A 20,890-nucleotide genomic window follows, 5' to 3' on the forward strand; every position below is an offset into this window, starting at 1 on the left:
ATTCATAACCATGGACGATACGTACTAATCTAGTAGGTATGTCACGAGTACTTTCAGCTGTTGCCTGGCCCTACGCAAACGGACCCCGCCACATCGGACACGTCGCCGGATTCGGTGTGCCATCCGATGTGTTCTCCCGCTATATGCGCATGGCAGGCCATGACGTACTCATGGTGTCCGGAACCGACGAGCACGGTACACCGATCCTCGTCGCCGCCGACCAGGAAGGTATTGAACCGAAGGCGCTCGCGGACCGCAACAACCGAGTGATCGTCGAAGACCTCGTGGCACTCGGCCTGTCCTACGACCTGTTTACTCGCACAACCAGCAAGAACCACTACGCCGTGGTCCAGTCGATGTTCGAGACGGTGCGAGACAACGGCTACATGCTTGTTGAAACCACCTCGGGTGCCGTGTCCCCATCGACGGGCAGGACCCTGCCCGACCGTTACATTGAGGGCACATGCCCGCACTGCGGATATGACGGGGCGCGCGGTGACCAGTGCGATAACTGCGGTAAGCAGCTCGATCCGACCGAGCTCATCAACCCCCGCTCAAAGATCAACGGGGAAACCCCCGAATTTGTCGAAACCGACCACTACTTCCTGGACCTGCCGGCGCTCGCGGAAGAGCTGAGCCGCTGGCTCGATAACCGTGAGAAGTCGGGGCTGTGGCGCACCAACGTCATTAAGTTCTCGCAGCACCTGCTCGAAGATATTCGCCCCCGTGCCATGACTCGTGACATCGACTGGGGCATTCCCGTCCCCGGCTGGGAAGACAAGCCCAACAAGCGTCTCTACGTGTGGTTCGATGCCGTCGTGGGCTACCTGTCTGCCTCGATCGAGTGGGCGCGCCGCATCGGTGACCCGGAGCGCTGGCGCGACTGGTGGAACGATCCGGAAGCCCTCTCCTACTATTTCATGGGGAAGGACAACATCGTCTTCCACAGCCAGATCTGGCCCGCCGAGCTGCTCGGCTACAACGGTGAAGGAAACAAGGGCGGCGAACCCGGCTCCTTCGGGAAACTCAACCTGCCCACCCAGGTCGTAGCATCCGAATTCTTGACCATGGAGGGGAAGAAGTTCTCCTCCTCCAGGAAGATCACGATCTTCGTTCGTGATGTCCTGTCCCGCTACCAGCCGGATGCGCTCCGCTACTTCATTTCCATTGCCGGCCCCGAAACGTCTGACTCAGACTTCACGTGGGCAGAATTTGTGCGCCGCAATAACTCGGAGCTCGTTGCGGGCTGGGGCAACCTGGTCAACCGCACGGCTGCGATGATCGCGAAGAACTTTGGTGAAATCCCCGAGCCTGGTCAGCTGGAAGCAATCGACAACGATCTGCTTGTGCAGGTGCGCATCGGTTTTGAGAAGGTCGGTTCCCTCATCGAAAACCACCACCAGCGCTCCGCTCTCGGTGAGCTCATGCGCCTCGTCGGGGAAGCAAACACCTACGTTTCACAGACCGAACCGTTCAAGCTCAAGGCACCCGAGGAGCGGGAGCGACTCGCGACCGTTCTCCACACCCTCATCCAGGTTGTTGCCGACCTGAACGTGATGATGAGCGTGTTCCTGCCCCACTCGTCGAATGCAATCGACAAGGTGCTGGGTGGCGCGGGCGATCTCGCGCCCATGCCCCGCATCGAAGAAGCCGAAGATCTGGATGGGGGAGACCCGTACCCGATCATTACCGGCGACTATTCAAACCCGCGACCCTGGGCGCACGCTCCGGTGGTCGTCGGCACTCCGATTGCCAAGCCCAGCCCCGTGTTCGTCAAGCTCGATCCCGAGGTCGTCGACGAAGAGCTGGCTCGCCTGGAAGAACAGTGAGTAAAAAAGACAGGTCCGTTTTCCCGCCACTGCCCGATCCCCTTCCCGTCTCGGTCATTGACAACCACACGCACGTGGGAACCGACCGGGAAGGGCAGGAGCAGAAGGTCAATGATCAGGGGAAGAAAAAGTACCCGCTCCTCATCGAGGGACAGCGTGAGGCCATGGCCCACTCCGGCATCAAGCATGCCATCACCGTTGGCTGCGAAGTACCGGACCTGAAAGACGTCATCGAACTCGCCAGCACCGTCAAGGAGTTCTCCGCTGCGATCGCGATCCACCCCAACGAGGCGGCACTCCATGCCGGTGTTAGGGAGATAGCGCCCGATGGGCTGGAACCCAACGTTTTGGATCACCATCGGGACTACGATCTCGATGCCGCTGTGGCCCTCGTGGCGGAACTCGCGACCAGCGAGCACGTAGTTGCGATCGGCGAGACCGGCCTCGACTACTTCCGGACCGGAGACGAAGGGAAGGGCGCGCAACAGGAGTCTTTCCGCGCCCACATCGCACTCGCGAAAGAGTTAAGCCTGCCCCTGCAGATCCACGACCGCGATGCGCACGAGGATACGGTCCGGATTCTTCTGGAAGAGGGAGCCCCGGAGCGCACCGTGTTCCACTGCTTCTCCGGTGACCGGGAACTCGCCGGGATCCTCAATGAGAACGGCTGGTATGCATCCTTCGCGGGCACCGTGACCTTCCCGAAGAATGAATACCTGAGGGAGGCGTTGATGGAGATGAGGGAGGAGCTCATCCTTGTCGAAACGGATGCTCCCTACCTCACGCCCCATCCCCATCGCGGCAAACCCAACGCACCCTACCTCGCAAATCTCACGGTGCGGGCCATGGCAACGAACAAAGGTGTGGCGCTCGACACGTTCTGTGAACGTTTGCTCAGCAACGCGAACGGGGTCTATTTCCCTTAATATCACGGGAAAGTCACGGTCCGGGAGGGCCGATTTTCAAGGCTTTCCGGTGTTTATTCTGTCCACTCAGCGCAAATTAGGTCACGTTTTGATTACAACGCGACAATTTTTGATTACACTCAGTCGAGTATTCAGAACATCCAGATTGACTGAGGTTTTTCATGGGACGACACTCCCGCCACCAGAACCTGGCTCCTGCAGTACCGCAGGCACCGGAAGACAACACCCTGCCCGAGTCGGCAGTATGGGTCACCGGTACTGACGCCACCACTTCTTCAGCTCCCTCCCGTGTGAGCTCGCGCCGCTATGGCGCCGTCGCGGCACTCGCCGCCGCAACCGCACTCTCCGCCGTTGCCCTCACCTCCGAGCCGTCCAATGTGCCCAGCGCATCGGCTGCGCAGGTGTCCTCCAGTCTTGAGACCCCCCTCTCCATCGTCACCGCCGATCCCGACACTTCCGCTGAAGTCACGATCGTCGCAGACGGTCAGGCACTCGTCGTGACCACCGAGGCAGATACCTGGGGTCAGGTCCTCACCGAAAACGACATTAAGGTCGGCTCCGACGACATCGTGTCCGAAGATCTCGGTGCGGACGTCACCGACGGTGGTCGTATCACCATCGAGCGTGTGACCTTCGAAGACGTGGTCGAGGAAGAGACCCAGGGCTTCGAAACTATCCGGCAGGAAGACGACACCCTGGAAAAGGGCACGGAGAAGGTCCTGTCGGAGGGCGCCGAGGGCGTCACCCGCACCACCTACCGGGTCAAGCTCATTGATGGTGTTGAAGATTCTCGTGAGACGACCATCACCGCGAAGGTATCCGATCCTCAGGATCGCGTCATCGCCGTCGGCACCAAGGAAGAGGTTGTCGAAGAGGTAGCTCCCGAGCCGGAGCCCGCCGCTGAGACACCGACCGAAACCCCCGAACCGGCCGCAGCAACAGCTGAGCCCGAACCGGAGCCGGCACCGGCGCAGCCCGTTGTCGTGAACGCGGGTGGTACGAAGGGCATTGCGCAGCAGATGGTTGCAGCCAAGGGCTGGTCCACCTCCGAGTTCCAGTGCCTCGAAACCCTGTGGCAGCGTGAATCCGGTTGGAACCACCTAGCACAGAACCCCTCCTCGGGCGCCTACGGCATTCCCCAGGCACTGCCCGGTTCGAAGATGGCATCGCACGGTGCTGACTGGCAGACCAACCCCGCAACCCAGATCGCGTGGGGCTTGGACTACATCCAGGGACGCTACGGCACTCCCTGCGGGGCACTCGGTCACTCGAACTCGCGTGGCTGGTACTAGTCTCCTCACCCCGAGTGATATCCGGGAGCTGAGCAACAAGCTCGGTATTAGGCCCACCAAGACACTCGGGCAGAACTTTGTTGGCGATGGGGGCACGGTCCGAAAGATCGTGTCCCACGCCGGCGTATCCGAAGGTGATCACGTTGTCGAGATCGGCCCCGGACTCGGATCCCTGACGCTCGCTCTTCTTGAGGCGGGCGCCTACGTGTCCGCTATCGAAATCGATACCGTCCTCGCTCCCGCCCTACCCGCGACAGTCACCGCACGTCACGACCGGCCGGAGCGTTTCGCTGTTGCACAGTTTGATGCTCTCAAGCTGGGACAGAATGAGCTTGCGATCCCGCCCGCGCTCGATACCTTCACCCCGACCCACCTGGTCGCAAACCTGCCCTACAACGTCGCAGTGCCCGCCATCCTCACAGCACTCGAAGAGCTCCCCAGCCTCCGCATCGTTGACGTTATGGTGCAACTTGAGGTTGCTGAACGACTGGCGGCCCAGCCCGGAAGCAAGGTCTACGGGGTTCCCTCCGCGAAGGCCGCCTGGTACGCGAGTGCAACCCGCGGCCCCCTCATTTCCCGGAATGTGTTTTGGCCGGTACCAAACGTTGACTCGGCACTCGTACGCCTGGACCGACGGCCCGTACCCGACGCCGATCGAGTGAGCGTCTTTGAGGTCGTTGATGCCGCATTCTCGCAGCGTCGCAAGACCTTGCGGCAGGCACTGGGATCATGGGCGGGAACTCCCGCGCAGGCGGAAGAGATCCTCCTCCGCGCCGGAATTGACTCCACGTTGCGTGGCGAACGCCTATCCATCGGTGACTTCGTCGCCATCGCCCAAGCCAAGACCGAGATCGCACACTAGTTTCAGTTCATCCGTATCTAGCTCTCCGAGCTAGATACTTCCTTCATGTGCGCTCATGGGCTCTTCATTCGCGTTGCACCTTGCAGGCAGTGCGGCTAACTCATGACCGGTTCCGAGTTCCTGGACATGACCGGGACCGTGTACCTGGCAGGTTCGTGTTCCCGTCAGGTTTGTGGGACTCAGGTGTGAGAACCGCGTATCCTTTGAGAGTGAAGAACTCCGTAACCGTGCATGCCCCCGCCAAGATCAATCTGGCGCTCCGCGTGGGTAGCCCGCGTCCGGACGGATTCCACCCCCTCAACACGGTTTTCTGCTCACTCGACCTCTATGACGTTATCGACGTGGAGCAAGCCGATGAGTTGAGTTTGGAGCTGGTCGGTTGCGACCTCGAAGTCGACGAACACAACCTGGCCCTCCGAGCAGCACGTGCCCTCCAAACCCGCACCGGCACGAACCACGGTGCCCGCATCACCATTACCAAAACCATTCCTGTGGCGGGTGGCATGGCGGGGGGAAGTGCGAACGCAGCCGGTGTTCTCGTTGGCCTCAATGAACTCTGGGACCTGGGATTAACGACATCTGAGCTAGCTGAGCTCGGTAGTGAACTGGGATCAGACGTTCCATTCTGCCTCATGGGAGGGCTCGCCATCGGAACGTCCCGAGGGGAAAACCTCGTTCCCATCAGGCCGGGATTCTTCCAATCGTGGGTACTGATCGTGAATGATGAGGGCATGTCCACCCCAGCGGTGTTCAAGAAGTACGACGAGCTCCGGCCCGAGCCGCACGAACCAGCATCCATCGAGGAGATCGTGGCGGCCCTGCAGGGAAGCAGTATTGATGGGCTGGCAGGTCTTCTCGTTAACGATCTTGCAGAACCCGCATTCCACCTCAGACCAGATATTCGACGCACCTTCGAGAGAGCTCACGGCTCCGGAATTGCGACAGTCCTGTCTGGATCCGGGCCAACCATCGCCATCCTCTGCACCAGCGATCAGGAGGCGGATGTGTTGGCAGAAGGCTTGAGGAATGATGGGATGAGAGTGCTGAGAGCTGTCGGCCCGGCCGTTGGCACCCACATCGTAAGGAGCAATTAATGGCACACCTGCTGTCGTTTGAAGGAGTAGGAGCGATCCTGGGCTCCCGCCCAATCCTGGGAGACATCACCCTGGGATTGGATGATGGGGCACGTGTGGGAGTTGTCGGGCCCAACGGTGGCGGTAAATCCACTTTGCTGAAGCTCATGACCGGCGCTCTTGAACCCCAGTCGGGCCAGGTAACCCGCTCCAACAGCCTCCGGGTTGCTGCGCTCTCCCAGCAGGACACACTGAAGGACGTGACCGTCAGGGAAGCGATTCACGGCTCATCCTCAGAACACGAGTGGGCCTCGGAGCGCGCGATCCGGGAACTGCACGAGGGCCTCGTCCCCGACGTTGATCTTGACCGCAACCTGTCCGAACTGTCCGGTGGGCAGCGACGCAGGGTGGCGCTCGCGGCAGTTCTGACCGCGGACGCTGACCTCGTGATCTTAGATGAGCCAACGAACCACCTCGACGTTGATGGCGTCGACTACCTGCAGCGGTACCTGAACGACCGTTTTGGTCGGGGTAAGGGAGCGCTCGTGACCGTGACGCACGACCGCTGGTTCCTTGATGCTGTCTGTGAGCGCATGTGGGAAGTGGTTCCCGGACACGATGGCTCGGGCGGTCGCAACCCCGTTCCCGGTCACGTTGAACAGTACGAGGGTGGCTATGCCGCCTACATTCTTGCTCGAGCCGAGCGGGAGCGGCTCCGCAATCAGGCAGAGGCAAAACGAGCAAACCTGTTGCGTAAGGAACTGGCGTGGCTCCGCAGGGGAGCTCCGGCACGCACCTCCAAACCCAAGTTCCGGATCGACGCGGCCAATGAAATCATTGCGAACGAACCGCCCCCGCGCGACCGTATCGAACTGACAAAGATGGCCACTGCCCGCCTCGGCAAGGACGTGATCGACCTGGAAGAAGTGTCGTTCTCGTACGGGGATAAGGAGATACTGCAATCCACTACGCTACGGCTCGCGCCGGGGGAGCGGCTCGGGATTGTGGGAGCCAACGGTTCCGGTAAATCCACCCTCCTCGGGCTCCTCGCCGGCCGGCTTGAACCCACCTCCGGGCGAGTCAAGCGAGGCAAGACCGTTGAACTAGCCGAACTCTCCCAGCACACGAGCGAACTCGACCAGGTGGGGGACATGAGAGTTGTGGAGTCTGTCTCGAGCATCGCCACCGCGATAGAAGTTGGCGGGAAGGACATGACCGCGAGCCAGCTCGTTGAACGCCTCGGCTTTACCCGGGAACGCGCCTGGACAGAAGTGAACCGACTGTCGGGCGGTGAGCGGCGCAGACTCCAACTCATCAGGCTCCTCATGGCGGGACCCAACGTCCTGCTCATGGATGAGCCCACGAACGACCTCGACACCGACACGCTATCGGCGATCGAGGACCTGCTCGACGGCTGGCCTGGCACCCTCATCGTTGTCTCCCACGACCGCTACCTTCTGGAACGCGTTACCGACCGCCAGGTCGCCATCCTCGACGGTCACGTTCGTGACCTGCCGGGCGGGGTTGATGAGTACCTGACCCTGCGCGAAGCGCAGAGCGTCGTTGACGAGGTGACAGGCGAGAAGCTTGCGGCCCCGGTCTCGGATGCTGCGATTGCTCGGACCGCGCGCAAGACCATGGCCCGCGTGGAACGCCAGCTGACCAAGGAACGAAGCAACCTGGAACGAGTGCAGGAAGACATGGTGGCGGCTTCACTCGACTTTGAGAAGCTTGCGAAGCTGACCGAGGACTCCTCCCGCATCCAGCAGCGCATCGACCAGTTGGAGGAAGAATGGCTGTGGGCGGCAGAACAGGCCGACTGACATGATCGTGGCAGGGCTGGTCGCCGCCGGCCTACTCCTCGGTGGCGGCATAAGCCCCCTCGCCATCGGAGACTCCTATGCTTCCGGGACGGGCATGGGGAACTACTCGGACACCCTCTGCATGAGATCTATCGATGCGCCTATCGAATACGTGGGAGATTTCGTTGGTCATAAGCCGCGAAATGTTGCCTGCAACGGCGCATGGACTTCGGAACTAACAACCGATCGGGTCATTAAAGAAACCCGGGACGATGTGAGCACGGATTCTGGAACCGAGACAGATGCAACACTGAGTGAGGCCCGCCAGGAGTGTCAGCCCATGGAAGGGGCACGAACCGAGTTTACGAGCGAAGAAGGAACAGATACGATCACAAGTTTCTGCACCATCACCCTCTATCCCCAAATCGAGATGGTGGAAGGAGCCACCGACGTGTTCGTCACGATCGGGGGTAATGACATTGGTTTCTCCCAGATCGCAGGATCCTGTTTGATCCTCACCGACGAGGCCGCCTGCGAGGCGGCACTCGAGCAAGCGGAAGACCGCCTCCCGGCAGTCATCGAACAGGAACGGGAAGCGCTTGCACAGATAATGGAAAGCAACGATGTTCGCGTTCATGTCGTTCCCTACCCGCGCATGGTCAGCACCGACGATCTGAGGGCCGGAAACATCAATGTCAGCGAACGCGTCACCTCGTTCCAAGAGCGGTGGGAACAAGACCTGCGAGACATGACCCAGTCCCTGAGCGCGGATGGATCCATCTACTACGTTGAGTCCGTTGCGCCCCTGTGGCAGGGACACGGGATTGGTGGAGAAGATTCGTGGATTAACACCTCGGGCAATGGGGCCGAGCTTCTTCATCCCACACCAGAAGGATGGGAGGCGATGAATGCCGCCTACATCGCCCACCTCGGCACGATAGCAATTGAGTAGGCAGTGCCCCGCACTCTGCTGCAGCGTTGACAGTTGAACACTGACCATTGCGTGATCGCAGTGGCTGTTCTGGAATGATCTGCGGACACGATGCTTCACATGGCACGGTGTTTTCTGCAGTTTGAGCATCTTTATCCGACGAGCTGCTTCGATAGTGTTCCAAGAATCCTTGGCTTCCCAACTGAATCTCCCACCAAATCGATCAGGGCAGAATCGGTTGGATGGGGCAAGTAATAGTGAAGGTTGTGGGGCAACCCCTGCATGAGAAATCTTGATATCGAGTAAACTGGCTGGATGGAACGAAATGTCGGCAGTGGCGACGAGGTTGATGAGATTGTTGCAGCGTGGCAACGAGAACGTGGCGACCTCGACTCCTCGCCTCTCGAGATCTTCTCCCGACTCCTCAGGCTCAACCGGCATCTCGAAAAGTTCCGAGCCCAAGCATTCGCCGCACACGGTCTAGACGTGTGGGAGTTCGAAATGCTGTCGCTTCTGCGTAGGCAGGGGGAGCCTTTTCAGGCGCAGCCCAGCCAATTCGTGAACGAATTGCTCGTTCCCTCGGGCACGCTCACGCACCGGATCAATACGATGGTGGAACGTGGTCACGCCATCCGTCACCAAGATTCGCGCGACCGCAGAATTAAGTATGTGCGGGCAACCCCGCTCGGGATTGAGCGCTCGGATGAGGCGATGGCGGACCTGCTCAAGAGCGAAGAGCGGATGCTGGAGCCGATCCCGCACGAGGATCGGCAAGAAATCAGCCGCATTCTCCGCGACCTGCTCCGCCCATTCCAGAACGGCAACAAGCCAGGTAACTAACAGGCCTTCATGGGTGTTTTACGGGCAGGACCTCGGCAGTGATCACCAGGTGTTCGGTGGAGCCGAGTGTCCATTCACTGCTCCACGCAACGGCGTGGTTCCGTGCGTGAATTCTGAGTAGAAAGGTTGAGGGGCAGGTCGACACGGAGCTGCCCCTCAACCTCGCCCACCAGGATCCGGAGTCCTGGGGGTTTCTGCCTGCTACTTGTTTCTCAGTACCTCGGTGAGCTTCATCCGCGTACCGGTGTGGAGGATGGAGCGTTCATAGATCTTGCCGGCTATTGCGGCCAGGATCGGGATGGTGAGGAGGCAGATGCCGATCGCGATGAGGTTATCGGACAGGGGAACATCGGAGACTGATGCCCTGACCGGCATAACGAACGGACTGAAGAACGGGATATATCCCATCACCTGCGACAGGAGAGTATCGGGATTGTTGGGGACGTAAAACATGGCGAAGTAGAATGGCACCATGGACAGGAAGATGACGGGCGTGGTAATCGCACCGATGTCTTCCTGACGGGACACTGTTGCTGCGAGGCCACCCGTGATCGAGGCGTAAATGATGTATCCCAGGATGACCCAGACAAGCAGCATCGGCACGTAGGAAGCGATGTTGATGTCGGGCAACACTCCGGCGATTGCTCCGGCCGTGACCATCGCGGCAACGTATACCGCGACCATGAGGAAGATTGCGAGACCGATACCGAGGAACTTGCCCATGAGCAGGTCACGGGGACGGATCGTAGCGAGAAGCAACTCGACCACGCGGGATGACTTCTCTTCCACAACTCCCATAGCCAACATTGACACACCCATGACTATCGTCAGGTAGACGAGGGAGACGGTCAGAACACCAACGATGAACGCGACCGGATCGAAGTCGCTTGCGCCAATGATTTCAACAGTGAGCGCCTGCGAATCGATGAACTCCTGCTTCACTTCGGCAGTTGCTTCGTCACCAAAGGTTTCGGTGAGAAGGTAGTTGCTGGTCGACAGCTCGGTGAGCTCCGTGACGAGTTCCAGATCCTCCGCCCCATCAACCGCATAGATAGTTGGGATACTGGGATCATCGGCCAGGACCGCATTAATATCCTCGTCTGTGAGGGCCTCTGCTGGATCCCCGGAAACCTCCACCACCGTGAGACCAGTATCTTCCAGGTAACTGGTGAGCGGAGCAGTATCCGAGGTGACACCCACGGTTGCGGAGACAACCTCGGGAGTGTCCTCGTCATCGAGCAGGAACTTGCCGAGAACACCGCCGGCGATGATCAAGATCGCCATGACAATCGTTGAGATGATGCTGGCTTTGGAACGGGTTTGGGCACGGAACTCGCGCCTGGCTACGAGGCTGATCGAGTTCACTGCTGGTCCTTCCTGTCGGAGCTGGTCGACACGACATCACGGAAGAGTTCCTCGAGATGCGGTTTTCGGGGCGAGAATTCGTAGACGGGCCCGAATTCGAGTGCTGCACGGAGGATTTGTTGACCGTCGAAGCCCGGCGGGCCAACGAGGTGACGGGTCATCGTATTCTCATTAATGACCTGGGACGGTGTGGAGACACCAAGGTGATCGAAACGTGCCTCCGAATCGGCCGGGGTCACGAGAATGTATTCGGGGTTCTCGGTGCGGCGCAGATCGTCGATCGTGCCTTCGGAAACGATGCGGCCCTTGGAAACGATCCCGACCCGATCACACAGGCGTTCCACCAGGTCGAGCTGGTGGGAGGAGAAGATCACGGGAACACCCTCACGAGTTTTCTCCCGAAGCACCTCGCTCATGACATCGACCGCGACCGGGTCCAGACCCGAGAACGGCTCGTCCAAGACCATCAGCTGCGGTTCGGATACGAGGGCGGCAGCGAGCTGAACACGCTGCTGGTTGCCTAGGGAAAGTGTTTGGACGAGGTCGTCACGGCGGTGCGCAATATCGAGCTTCTCCGTCCAGTACTCCATGTCGTGCTTGGCTTTCTCAAAGCTGTCGCCGTGCAACTGGGAGAGGAAAATGAGTTGCTCACCGACCTTCATCCGCGGATAGAGGCCGCGTTCTTCCGGCATGTACCCCACCTCCTTCCGCATCGCGAAATCGATCGGGTTGTCCTGCCACGTGACCTCCCCAGAGTCGGAGGAGAGGACACCGAGGATGATGCGCATGGCGGTGGTTTTACCGGCACCGTTTGAACCGACGAAACCGAACATCTCGCCCGGGTTCACGTGGAAACTCATCCCGTTGAGAGCTTTGACGGTCCCATACGTCTTGTATAAATCCTTGATGATGAGCATGAGGCTCCAAAGTTGAAGTGGTCTAGATCGCTCACCAACTTACTGGAATTTGTCCGTAATCTCCCTTTGAGATCGAACCGACAGCGATTGTGAGACTGCCCGCTCAAATGAATCTCGTGCTCACAGCTCTAGTAAGGAATAGAGAGAGATAGTCGACAGAGTGAAAGACCGGTGAGACAAAGAGAAACTGAGTGGTTGGCAGCCTATGCGCCCCAATGTTCGCAGGCTGGTCTCTACCTGAGAGTTATGAGCCCGCCATGGTCCGCCAAGGCCCGATGAGGCGGTGCTTGCCGGATGGTGACGGTGCTTGATGGTGACGGTGGGCTGGCTCTGCCCACCCGAGATGCGGAAATCTACCTGAGTAGCGGGAAGCACCTCGAAAACGGTCACCTAATCGGGAAGTAGTATCCGGTGGTTTAGGAGGGCTGGATTTCTTCGCCCTCATCCGGACGTCCGATCGGGCGCGGTTTGAGTTCGAGATGGTGGAGTCCGTTCCACAGGAGATTGGCCGTGTGGGCGGCGACGTCGTCCTTGGACATGGGTGTGACGGGTTCGCCGCGCTCGGCCTGGTCCTTCTCCGAGAGCCACCACTGGCCGACCTGAGCGACCGCACCACCAAGCAGCTGGCCGTAGACGGGGGTGATGGAGGATTCGAATCCCTGACGGTTGAACACTTCGGCAAGCAGGATCGTCAGGTGTTCAGTCACCTCTCCAATCACGGGCGAGAACACTCCGGTTGATACGCCAAGGGGTGACTGGTGTGCGAGGAGGCGATAGCCGTCCGGGTTTGATTCCAGGTAGTCGAGCAGGGCGACAATCGAATGCTCGAGTGCTTTCCTGGGGGAGACGTGAGCGGGAAGAGATTCTGTCAGGGTGGACATGAGCAAGTTGATCTCGCGGTCAACAATCACCTGGTAGAGACCTTCCTTACCACCAAAGTGTTCGTAGAGAACGGGCTTGGAGATCCCTGCCGCGAGAGTGATCTCTTCGATCGAGGTCGCGTCGTAACCACGGTGCGCGAAACTAGCTCGAGCTATTTCGATGAGCTGCAGGCGGCGCTCGGAGCGGGACATGCGTACCTTACGGGGACTATTGGGCTCGGTCATGTGACCAGTATTCCATGAAAGAAGCACCTTCCACTTTGGCAAGGCCACTCAATTACTGGCAGACTAAAGGACGTGCGATCCGCCCTGGTGTAATGGCAGCACAGAGGCCTTTGAAGCCTTTAGTTCAGGTTCGAATCCTGGGGGCGGAGCCACAAAACAACGGAATTTGCGCACGAAAGTGCCGATCCGACGTATGGTTGGGATCGTGATAAGAGAGTTGAACGTGCCGAACAACCAACGCCCCACAGTGATCCTTTTGGCCGCGGGTGCGGGCACACGCATGAAGTCAGAGACCCCGAAAGTCCTCCACGAAATCTGCGGACGCAGCCTTGTCGGACACGTCATCAACGCCGCCCAGCAACTCGAGCCCGCAAACCTTGTTGCGGTTGTTCGGCACCAGCGTGAAAAAGTTGCCTCCCACATCGCCACCATCGCCCCCGAAGCAATCATTGCCGACCAGGATGACATCCCCGGCACGGGTCGCGCGGTCTGGTGCGGCATGCAGGTGCTACCAGAAGATCTCACTGGCCCCGTTCTCGTTACGGCCGCGGATACACCCCTGCTCGATGGCGACACTCTCCAGGCTCTGCTTGAAGCGCACGGCGACAATGCCGTGACAATCCTGACCACCTATGTCCCGGATCCGACCGGTTACGGCCGGATCGTTCGAGACGACAAGGGCATCATTTCTTCCATCGTTGAGCACAAGGATGCGCTCCCCGAACAGCTCCTCATCGACGAAATCAACTCCTCCATTTATGTCTTCGACGCCGAGCTCCTCCGAGCCACCCTGGGCGGTCTCGATACGGATAACGCGCAGGGCGAAATGTACCTGACTGATGTCGTGGAAGCCGCCTACCGGCAGGGTTCCCCCATTGGCTCGTACACGGCTGACCGGATGATTGTTGAGGGCGTGAACGATCAGGTTCAGCTCGCTAACCTTCGTCAAATCCTCAACCGTCGCACACTCGTTGCCGCGATGAGGTCCGGGGTCACCGTTGAAGACCCGGACAGCACGTGGGTTGATGTTCAGGTCACCTTTGAACCGGACTCGAGGATTCTGCCCGGCAGCTACCTCACCGGCACCACATCAATCGCAACGGGCGCCCAGGTCGGCCCCCACGTGAGACTTCACAATGTCAGGGTCGAGAAGGATTCACGCGTTGCGTTCGCGGACCTGTCAGATGCTTCCACCACAGCCAGTGCCAACGAAACGAAGGACGAACAAAAATGAGTGGCATCCACTCCACCGGAGCTAAGCACCTTGTCATTGCGAGCGGGCGCTCCCACCCCGCACTCGCGACGGAGGTCGCAGAGTCGCTCGACATCGATCTGCTTCCCTCGAGCGCATACGACTTCGCAAACGGCGAGATTTACGTCCGTTTTGACGAATCCGTGCGCGGTGCGGATGCCTTTGTGATCCAAACCCACACCCCTCCGGTCAACAAGTGGCTCGTGGAGGCGCTCATCATGATCGATGCGCTCAAGCGTGCCTCCGCCAAGCGCATCACCGTTGTCGCCCCCTTCTACCCGTACGCCCGTCAAGACAAGAAGCACCGCGGTCGCGAGCCGATCTCGGCCCGCCTCGTTGCCGACCTGTACAAGACCGCGGGAGCGGACAGGATCATGAGTGTCGACCTGCACGCAGCCCAGGCGCAAGGCTTCTTCGACGGCCCCGTCGACCACCTGTGGGCGATGCCCACCCTCGTCGAATACGTGCGCACCCGCATTGATCCCAAGAAGACCACGGTCGTGTCACCCGATGCTGGCCGCATCAGGGTCGCCGAGCAGTGGGCTGATCGCCTCGGCGGCACCCCGCTCGCCTTCGTACACAAGACCCGCGACATTTCCCGCCCCAACCTGGCGGTCGCTAACCGCGTTGTGGGTGACGTTGAGGGCCGTTCCTGCGTGCTCGTTGACGACCTCATCGACACCGGCGGCACCATCTGTGAAGCGGTCCGGGTTCTCCTGGAGGCCGGAGCTGCCGACGTCATCGTTGCCGCCACCCACGGTGTTCTCTCCGATCCTGCGGTCAAGCGTCTGTCGGAGTCTGGTGCCCGCGAAGTCATCGTAACCGACACTGTCCCGATCGAACGCGAGAAGCGTTTCAAGGAGCTCACGGTCCTCCCGATTGCACCGGTCCTGGCCCGTGCAATCCGTGAGGTCTTCGACGATGGCTCCGTGACCAGCCTCTTCGATGGTGCACACTGACCAGAATGAAATAGTTTGATGGGCTCAGATCTCCTCGTGAGGTCCGAGCCCATCACCTTTTGCTCGTATTTTGCTCGTGCGTGATGGGGGCCATAAGTCTCGATCTTTCGCAGTGTTAGCCGGGTGCGCTACCATATTGTGGTTGCCTCGGCGAGGGAGGCGGTTGATCCGCACTCCGTTATCGACGCGGTCCAGGTGTCATCCGGCACGTGGCTTTCGAGGCTGATGCACGCCTCGGCGTGCCGAACGTAAGGAGACATCTTGGTAGATTCAGTTAAGCTGACAAGCGAAACCCGTGAGGACTTCGGTAAGGGCGCTGCCCGCCGCCTCCGCCGCGAAGGCAAGGTTCCCGCAGTTGTTTACGGCCACGGTGGCGAAACCGCTCACCTGGCTCTTAACGCACACGAAACGTTCCTCGCTGTTCGTTACAACGCTAACGCTCTCGTCACCGTCAAGGTTGATGGCAAGTCCCAGCTCGCTCTCGTAAGGGACATTCAGCGCCACCCCATGACCTGGGACATCGAGCACATCGACCTCATTGGCGTCCGCAAGGGTGAAAAGGTTGAGGTTACTATCCCCGTCACGGTTATCGGCGAGCCCGCTCCCGGTACGGTTGTCACCACCGATGTCCTCCAGCTCGTCGTCCAGGCTGACGCTACTGCGATCCCCGAGACTATCGAGATCGATGTTGAGGGCAAGGAAGAGGGCACCCAGATTCGCGTTGGCGACATCGTGTTCCCCGAGTCCGTCACCACCGAGATGGATCCCGAAGACCTCGTTGTCTCGGTCAACGTCCCGCAGGTCGACACCTCGATCGAAGAGGCTGACGCTGCCCTTGCTGCCGAGCAGTCCGCTGAGGGTGAAGCCGAGGGTGAAGAGAAGTCCGAAGAGGATTCCGAATAATTAAGTGAGATAGCGCCCGGGTTCCGACCCGGGCGCTCCTCATGGGAGCAGGTGCATGAAAGCGATCGTTGGACTCGGAAACCCGGGACCGAAGTATGCGAATACTCGTCACAACGTCGGTCACATGGTGATCGACGAACTCGTGTCGCGCTCGCAAGGGACCCTTGCTGCCCACCGCTCCCGAAACTACATCATGACCGGCAGGCTCATGACTGCCCCCATCGGCGAAGGGAACTTTGTTCTCGCCGTCTGTGATAGCTACATGAACGTGTCGGGTGGTCCCGTCAAGGGACTGCTCCAATACTTCAAAATCGAACCCCACGACCTGCTTGTCATCCACGACGATCTCGACATTCCCGAGCACGTCCTGCGGTTGAAAGACGGGGGTGGAGAAGGCGGCCATAACGGTCTCAAGTCGATTTCCTCCGCACTAGGAAGTAAGAACTATGAGCGACTGCGGGTGGGAGTTGGGCGGCCGCCCGGAAACCAGGATGCTGCCGACTATGTGCTCAGCCCCATCACCGGAACGGCACGAACCGAATACGCGGTGACAGTGTCAAAGGCAGCAGATGTCGTGGAGAGTATCCTCTCACGAGGGTTTGTTGCCACCCAGGCTGACTTACACTCAAACTAATGGACTTTCAGAACATCATTCACAGGCTCCGTCAAGATCAGACCTTGGCGGGGCTTCCCCTTTCACGACAGCGACGACTCGACGTTGGCATGCCGCTCGGGCTCGTTCCCGGTGCGCTTGCACTCTTGGCAACCGAAGGTGATCGCCCAACCGTTGTCGTGACACCAACGGGACGGGATGGTGAGGAGCTCGTCGGTGCACTGGCGCCCTACCTGCCCCGCGACGAAGTTGAATTCTTCCCCTCGTGGGAGACCCTGCCGCACGAGCGGCTCTCCCCGCGGGCGGATACCGTCGCGAAGCGCCTCTCTGTCCTCCGCAGGCTCGCCCACCCCGAAGAGTTCGGGAAACTCTCCGTTCTCGTTGTGCCGATCCGGGCTCTCCTCCAGCCGATCGTCAAGGGCCTGGGGGAGATGGTGCCGGTCCGCGTACGCACGGGTGACGAGATTCCCCTTGAGGATTTGGCCCAGGGGCTGGTTGATGCGGCCTACGTGCGGGTGGACATGGTGGAAGCGCGCGGACAATTTGCGATCCGCGGTGGCATCCTCGACGTTTTCCCACCCACCGAATCCCACCCGCTCCGTATCGAATTCTTTGGCGACGAAGTGGATGAAATCAGGTCCTTCGCGGTGGCCGATCAGCGCAGTCTCGAGAGCGTTGACGAAATGTACGCGCCGCCCTGCCGGGAAATTCTGCTGAACGACGAGGTCCGCGAACGCGCCAGGAAGGCATCGGACAGTCTTCCCGGTGCTCGGGACATGCTGGAAAAGATCGCGCAGGGGATCCCGGTTGAAGGGATGGAATCCCTCGCCCCGGTGCTGACTGGCGGCATGCAGCCCCTCTACGAGCTCGTCGATCCGGCCTCCCGGTTTGTTGTGGTGGAACCGGAGCGCGTCTACTCCCGCAGCGCAGATCTCGTGGCAACGACGGATGAATTCTTGGCGGCAGCCTGGTCATCGGCCGCCGCAGGTGGCGATGTGCCCCTGACCGTATCTGAAGCTTCGTTCCTGGAACTCGCTGATGTGGAAAAGGATGTCCGGCAGGCAGGGATGGCCTGGTGGACATTCGGTGGCTTCACCGGCGATGGTGAACTGGATGATTCGAAGCTGACGGTTGATGCTCGTGAGCCGGGAACATTCCACGGCGACGTTGATGGTGCCCTGAAAGAAATGGGCATGCTTGCAGCCCAGGGCTGGTGGCCGATCATCGTCGTCGAAGGTGGTGGCCTCGGCCGGCGTATTGCCTCCGAACTCGGTGAGCTCGGCGTGCCCGCAGAATTCGTCACCGAGCTTGGGTCCCCCATGGAGGGGACGGTCACGATCACGGCAGCGCCGATCCGGACCGGTTTCCTCATGCCCGGGGTGAAGCTCGCTGTTCTCGCGGCCTCCGACATGACCGGCAAGGGCGGTTCGTCCACGAAGGACATGCGCAAGCTCCCTTCCCGTAGGCGAGCAGGCATCGATCCCCTGCAACTCAAGCCCGGGGACTACATCGTTCACGACCACCACGGCGTCGGCAAGTTCCTGCGCATGGATTCGCGCGACATTGACGGTACTGACGGTGCTCGACGCGAGTACCTGGTTGTCGAGTACGCTCCTTCGAAGAGGGGCATGCCCGGCGACCAGCTGTGGATCCCCACCGATTCCCTCGACCTTGTGTCCCGTTACTCGGGTTCCGAGGCCCCGTCGGTGTCGAAGATGGGTGGCTCGGACTGGGCGAAAACCAAGGCCAAGGCCAGGAAGGCAACCGAGGCGATCGCGGGGGAGCTCGTGCGCCTCTATGCTACCCGTAAGGCCACTAAGGGATTCCAGTTCTCTCCCGATACTCCCTGGCAGCGGGAACTTGAAGATGCTTTCGCGTACGTGGAGACCCCCGACCAGCTTGCGACGATCGAGGAAGTGAAGAAGGACATGGAGTCGGAGACTCCCATGGACCGTCTCATTTCCGGTGACGTCGGATACGGCAAGACCGAGATCGCGATCAGGGCAGCCTTCAAGGCCGTGCAGGACTCCAAGCAGGTTGCTGTCCTCGTTCCCACCACCCTTCTTGTTTCCCAGCACCTCGAAACCTTCGAGGAACGGTATGCGGGGTTCCCGGTGACCGTTGCAGGGCTTTCTCGCTTCCAGTCCGAAGAGGATTCGGAACGCGTGAAGAAGGGAATCAAGGACGGAACGATCGACGTGGTTGTCGGTACGCACCGCCTGCTGACCGGTTCGATCGGATTCAAGGACCTGGGCCTGGTCATCATCGATGAGGAACAGCGTTTCGGTGTCGAGCACAAGGAAACTCTCACCCAGCTGCGAGCCAACGTGGACGTGCTGTCCATGTCCGCAACCCCGATCCCGAGGACGTTGGAGATGGCGGTGACGGGCATTCGTGAAATGTCGACCCTCGCCACCCCGCCCGAAGAACGCCACCCCATCCTCACCTACGTGGGTGTTTCGGAAGACAAACAGATCACGGCAGCAATCAGGCGGGAGCTGTTGCGCGATGGTCAGGTCTTCTACGTCCACAACCGCGTCCAGTCCATCCGTGCCCAGGCCACCAAGATCCAGGAGCTTGTCCCCGAGGCAAAGATCGGTGTCGCGCACGGCAAGATGAGTGAGAAGCAGTTGGAGACCGTGATCCAGCAGTTCTGGGATCGCGAAATCGACGTGCTTGTCTGTACGACAATCATCGAGACGGGTCTCGACATCTCCAACGCCAACACCCTCATCGTCGACCACGCTGAAAAGCTTGGCCTCTCCCAATTGCACCAGTTGCGGGGCAGGGTCGGAAGGGGCCGCGAACGGGCCTACGCCTACTTCCTGTACCCGGCCGATACGACCATGACCGAGACCGCACTGGAGCGCCTGCGTACCATTGCCTCCCACACGTCGCTCGGCTCCGGCATTCAGGTCGCCATGAAAGACCTCGAGATCAGGGGCGCCGGCAACATGCTCGGCGGCGAACAGTCCGGGCACATTGCCGGAGTTGGATTCGACCTGTACGTGCGCATGATCTCCGAACAGGTGGAGAACATGCAGGCGATGCTGACCGGTGGCAAGGTGGAAGAGCCTGCCCCTAAACCCATCCGTATCGACCTGCCCATCGAGGCCACCGTTCCAGAGAACTACGTCCCGCAAGAAAGCCTCCGCCTCGATATTTACTCCAAGGTTGCGGGAGCGACCGGGGACGAGGAACGCGACCAGATCCGGGACGAGCTCATCGACCGCTACGGCCCGATCCCACCTGCCGTGAACCGCATGTTCCTGCTGTCGGAGATGCGAGAGAAGCTCCGCCAGGCACAGCTCGAAGAGGCCGTTATTCAGGGCGAATACGTGCGTTTTTACCCGGTGGACCTGCCAGATTCGAGGCAGGCACGGCTTAGGCGACTGCATCCGCGCACCGTCCTCAAACCCGGCGTGCGTTCCGCTCTCATCCCGCTCCCCACCAGGCCCCAGGCGCGCCTTGGTGCAAGCCCGGAACCGGTCATGAACGAGGACTTTGTTGAATGGCTGGACGACCTGCTGCGAGCCGTATTCTTGCCGGACTCGGAGGGCCGGGGTGGGAACAACCCGGATGGGCTGAATCGGTAAATGTCTGGCAATCGAACTATGATGGCCTTGAGTAAAACCCTGGAGGAAAAGTGAAGAAGCTTATTGCACTCGCCGGTGCCGGAATGTTGCTGGCAGCCTGCTCGACCGACCCCTCATCCGCGGCCGTTGTCGCAGGCGACAACATCACGATTGATGAGCTTGCACAGGTACAGGAAGACTTCCGTGCCGAAGGTCTGGACACCGATGCTGGTGCTGTTCTTTCCCTTCTTATCCAGGCGGAGCTTGCTGAAGAGTCCATGGCCGACATGGGTATTGAGATCAGTGAGGAAATGCAGGACGTGACCATCGCCCAGCTCAGCCTCAACGAGAATGTGGACTACGAGGGCCGCACGGAGACCCTCATCAACTACTTCGCTCTCTCCCTTATGCTCGACACTGAGCAGATCAGCCAGGATGAGGCGATGGCGCTCGTTAGCAACCTTAGCCAGGCGGCCGCCGAAACCAACGTTGACGTGAATCCCCGCTTCGGTGAATGGGACGGAGCTCAGCTCTCCCTCGTTCAACCCACCCGCGACTACCTCATTCAGGTCACGCAAGAAGATGCCCTCGGTTTATAGGGAACTTGTACAGAATCCTTGATGGATTGATGGCGCTGTCCCGGCG

17 protein-coding genes and 1 tRNA gene are annotated in these 20,890 nt (G+C 60.0%); 15 read left to right on the forward strand and 3 right to left on the reverse strand.

The window, feature by feature from the left end; genetic code table 11:
• Nucleotides 1–38 precede the first annotated feature (38 nt).
• From metG to BN1241_RS00720, 8 genes are all read left to right on the forward strand, one after another.
• Nucleotides 39–1,829: a methionine--tRNA ligase gene (gene metG / locus BN1241_RS00685; RefSeq protein ID WP_054951835.1), complete on the forward strand. Its 1,791-nt coding sequence runs from the start codon at nucleotides 39–41 to the stop codon at nucleotides 1,827–1,829.
• Entirely contained in the window at nucleotides 1,826–2,755 is a 930-nt protein-coding gene (locus tag BN1241_RS00690; protein WP_054951836.1) for a TatD family hydrolase, read from the forward strand. The genes metG and BN1241_RS00690 overlap by 4 nt, the downstream gene beginning before the upstream one ends.
• A 161-nt stretch (nucleotides 2,756–2,916) precedes the next feature.
• Nucleotides 2,917–4,047, forward strand: a complete 1,131-nt coding sequence (locus BN1241_RS00695) for an aggregation-promoting factor C-terminal-like domain-containing protein (protein ID WP_054951837.1) — start codon at nucleotides 2,917–2,919, stop codon at nucleotides 4,045–4,047.
• Entirely contained in the window at nucleotides 4,034–4,909 is an 876-nt protein-coding gene (gene rsmA, locus BN1241_RS00700) for a 16S rRNA (adenine(1518)-N(6)/adenine(1519)-N(6))-dimethyltransferase RsmA (protein ID WP_054951838.1), read from the forward strand. The genes BN1241_RS00695 and rsmA overlap by 14 nt, the downstream gene beginning before the upstream one ends.
• Nucleotides 4,910–5,118: 209 nt before the next feature.
• Complete coding sequence (locus tag BN1241_RS00705) at nucleotides 5,119–6,003, forward strand: 4-(cytidine 5'-diphospho)-2-C-methyl-D-erythritol kinase (RefSeq protein WP_054951839.1); 885 nt, start codon at nucleotides 5,119–5,121, stop codon at nucleotides 6,001–6,003.
• Nucleotides 6,003–7,805 (forward strand): ABC-F family ATP-binding cassette domain-containing protein, encoded by a 1,803-nt coding sequence (locus tag BN1241_RS00710; protein WP_054951840.1) that lies wholly within the window; start codon nucleotides 6,003–6,005, stop codon nucleotides 7,803–7,805. The genes BN1241_RS00705 and BN1241_RS00710 overlap by 1 nt, the downstream gene beginning before the upstream one ends.
• A 1-nt stretch (nucleotide 7,806) precedes the next feature.
• The gene (locus BN1241_RS00715; RefSeq protein ID WP_054951841.1) at nucleotides 7,807–8,736 is read left to right on the forward strand and encodes an SGNH/GDSL hydrolase family protein; all 930 of its coding nucleotides are present in this window, start codon (nucleotides 7,807–7,809) and stop codon (nucleotides 8,734–8,736) included.
• 294 nt (nucleotides 8,737–9,030) lie between these two features.
• Entirely contained in the window at nucleotides 9,031–9,555 is a 525-nt protein-coding gene (locus tag BN1241_RS00720; RefSeq protein WP_054951842.1) for a MarR family winged helix-turn-helix transcriptional regulator, read from the forward strand.
• 201 nt (nucleotides 9,556–9,756) lie between these two features.
• On the opposite strand, the gene BN1241_RS00725 is transcribed toward BN1241_RS00720, so the two are convergent.
• From BN1241_RS00725 to BN1241_RS00735, 3 genes are all read right to left on the reverse strand, one after another.
• Nucleotides 9,757–10,920, reverse strand: a complete 1,164-nt coding sequence (locus BN1241_RS00725; RefSeq protein ID WP_054951843.1) for an ABC transporter permease — start codon at nucleotides 10,918–10,920, stop codon at nucleotides 9,757–9,759.
• A complete protein-coding gene (locus BN1241_RS00730; protein ID WP_054951844.1) occupies nucleotides 10,917–11,837 on the reverse strand; it encodes an ABC transporter ATP-binding protein in 921 nt (306 codons plus the stop codon). Before BN1241_RS00730 ends, BN1241_RS00725 begins: the two co-directional genes overlap by 4 nt.
• A 416-nt stretch (nucleotides 11,838–12,253) precedes the next feature.
• Nucleotides 12,254–12,943 carry a TetR/AcrR family transcriptional regulator gene (locus tag BN1241_RS00735; protein ID WP_054951845.1) on the reverse strand — a complete coding sequence of 230 codons (690 nt, stop codon included), beginning with the start codon at nucleotides 12,941–12,943 and terminating at the stop codon, nucleotides 12,254–12,256.
• A gap of 78 nt (nucleotides 12,944–13,021) precedes the next feature.
• On the opposite strand from BN1241_RS00735, the gene BN1241_RS00740 reads away from it, so the two are divergent.
• From BN1241_RS00740 to BN1241_RS00770, 7 genes are all read left to right on the forward strand, one after another.
• A tRNA-Gln gene (locus BN1241_RS00740) sits at nucleotides 13,022–13,095 on the forward strand.
• A 53-nt stretch (nucleotides 13,096–13,148) separates the two neighbouring features.
• Complete coding sequence (locus BN1241_RS00745) at nucleotides 13,149–14,177, forward strand: NTP transferase domain-containing protein (RefSeq protein ID WP_230198213.1); 1,029 nt, start codon at nucleotides 13,149–13,151, stop codon at nucleotides 14,175–14,177.
• The gene (locus tag BN1241_RS00750) at nucleotides 14,174–15,154 is read left to right on the forward strand and encodes a ribose-phosphate diphosphokinase (protein ID WP_054951847.1); all 981 of its coding nucleotides are present in this window, start codon (nucleotides 14,174–14,176) and stop codon (nucleotides 15,152–15,154) included. The genes BN1241_RS00745 and BN1241_RS00750 overlap by 4 nt, the downstream gene beginning before the upstream one ends.
• A gap of 261 nt (nucleotides 15,155–15,415) precedes the next feature.
• Nucleotides 15,416–16,057 (forward strand): 50S ribosomal protein L25/general stress protein Ctc, encoded by a 642-nt coding sequence (locus tag BN1241_RS00755; protein ID WP_077138210.1) that lies wholly within the window; start codon nucleotides 15,416–15,418, stop codon nucleotides 16,055–16,057.
• 55 nt (nucleotides 16,058–16,112) lie between these two features.
• A complete protein-coding gene (gene pth, locus BN1241_RS00760) occupies nucleotides 16,113–16,691 on the forward strand; it encodes an aminoacyl-tRNA hydrolase (RefSeq protein ID WP_054951849.1) in 579 nt (192 codons plus the stop codon).
• On the forward strand, nucleotides 16,691–20,266 hold the full coding sequence (mfd, locus tag BN1241_RS00765; RefSeq protein WP_054951850.1) for a transcription-repair coupling factor: 3,576 nt from the start codon (nucleotides 16,691–16,693) through the stop codon (nucleotides 20,264–20,266). The genes pth and mfd overlap by 1 nt, the downstream gene beginning before the upstream one ends.
• A gap of 50 nt (nucleotides 20,267–20,316) precedes the next feature.
• Entirely contained in the window at nucleotides 20,317–20,844 is a 528-nt protein-coding gene (locus BN1241_RS00770) for a hypothetical protein (protein ID WP_054951851.1), read from the forward strand.
• Nucleotides 20,845–20,890 lie beyond the last annotated feature (46 nt).

Source organism: Flaviflexus massiliensis, from assembly GCF_001375495.1.
Lineage (GTDB): Bacteria > Actinomycetota > Actinomycetes > Actinomycetales > Actinomycetaceae > Flaviflexus > Flaviflexus massiliensis.

Coding starts and splice junctions, on each gene's coding strand:
- BN1241_RS00695 (WP_054951837.1), top strand. CDS start 2,917: ATGGGACGACACTCCCGCCACCAGAACCTGGCTCCTGCAGTACCGCAG.
- BN1241_RS00710 (WP_054951840.1), top strand. CDS start 6,003: ATGGCACACCTGCTGTCGTTTGAAGGAGTAGGAGCGATCCTGGGCTCC.
- BN1241_RS00730 (WP_054951844.1), bottom strand. CDS start 11,837: ATGCTCATCATCAAGGATTTATACAAGACGTATGGGACCGTCAAAGCT.
- BN1241_RS00720 (WP_054951842.1), top strand. CDS start 9,031: ATGGAACGAAATGTCGGCAGTGGCGACGAGGTTGATGAGATTGTTGCA.
- BN1241_RS00750 (WP_054951847.1), top strand. CDS start 14,174: ATGAGTGGCATCCACTCCACCGGAGCTAAGCACCTTGTCATTGCGAGC.
- BN1241_RS00735 (WP_054951845.1), bottom strand. CDS start 12,943: ATGACCGAGCCCAATAGTCCCCGTAAGGTACGCATGTCCCGCTCCGAG.
- BN1241_RS00715 (WP_054951841.1), top strand. CDS start 7,807: ATGATCGTGGCAGGGCTGGTCGCCGCCGGCCTACTCCTCGGTGGCGGC.
- metG (WP_054951835.1), top strand. CDS start 39: ATGTCACGAGTACTTTCAGCTGTTGCCTGGCCCTACGCAAACGGACCC.
- mfd (WP_054951850.1), top strand. CDS start 16,691: ATGGACTTTCAGAACATCATTCACAGGCTCCGTCAAGATCAGACCTTG.
- pth (WP_054951849.1), top strand. CDS start 16,113: ATGAAAGCGATCGTTGGACTCGGAAACCCGGGACCGAAGTATGCGAAT.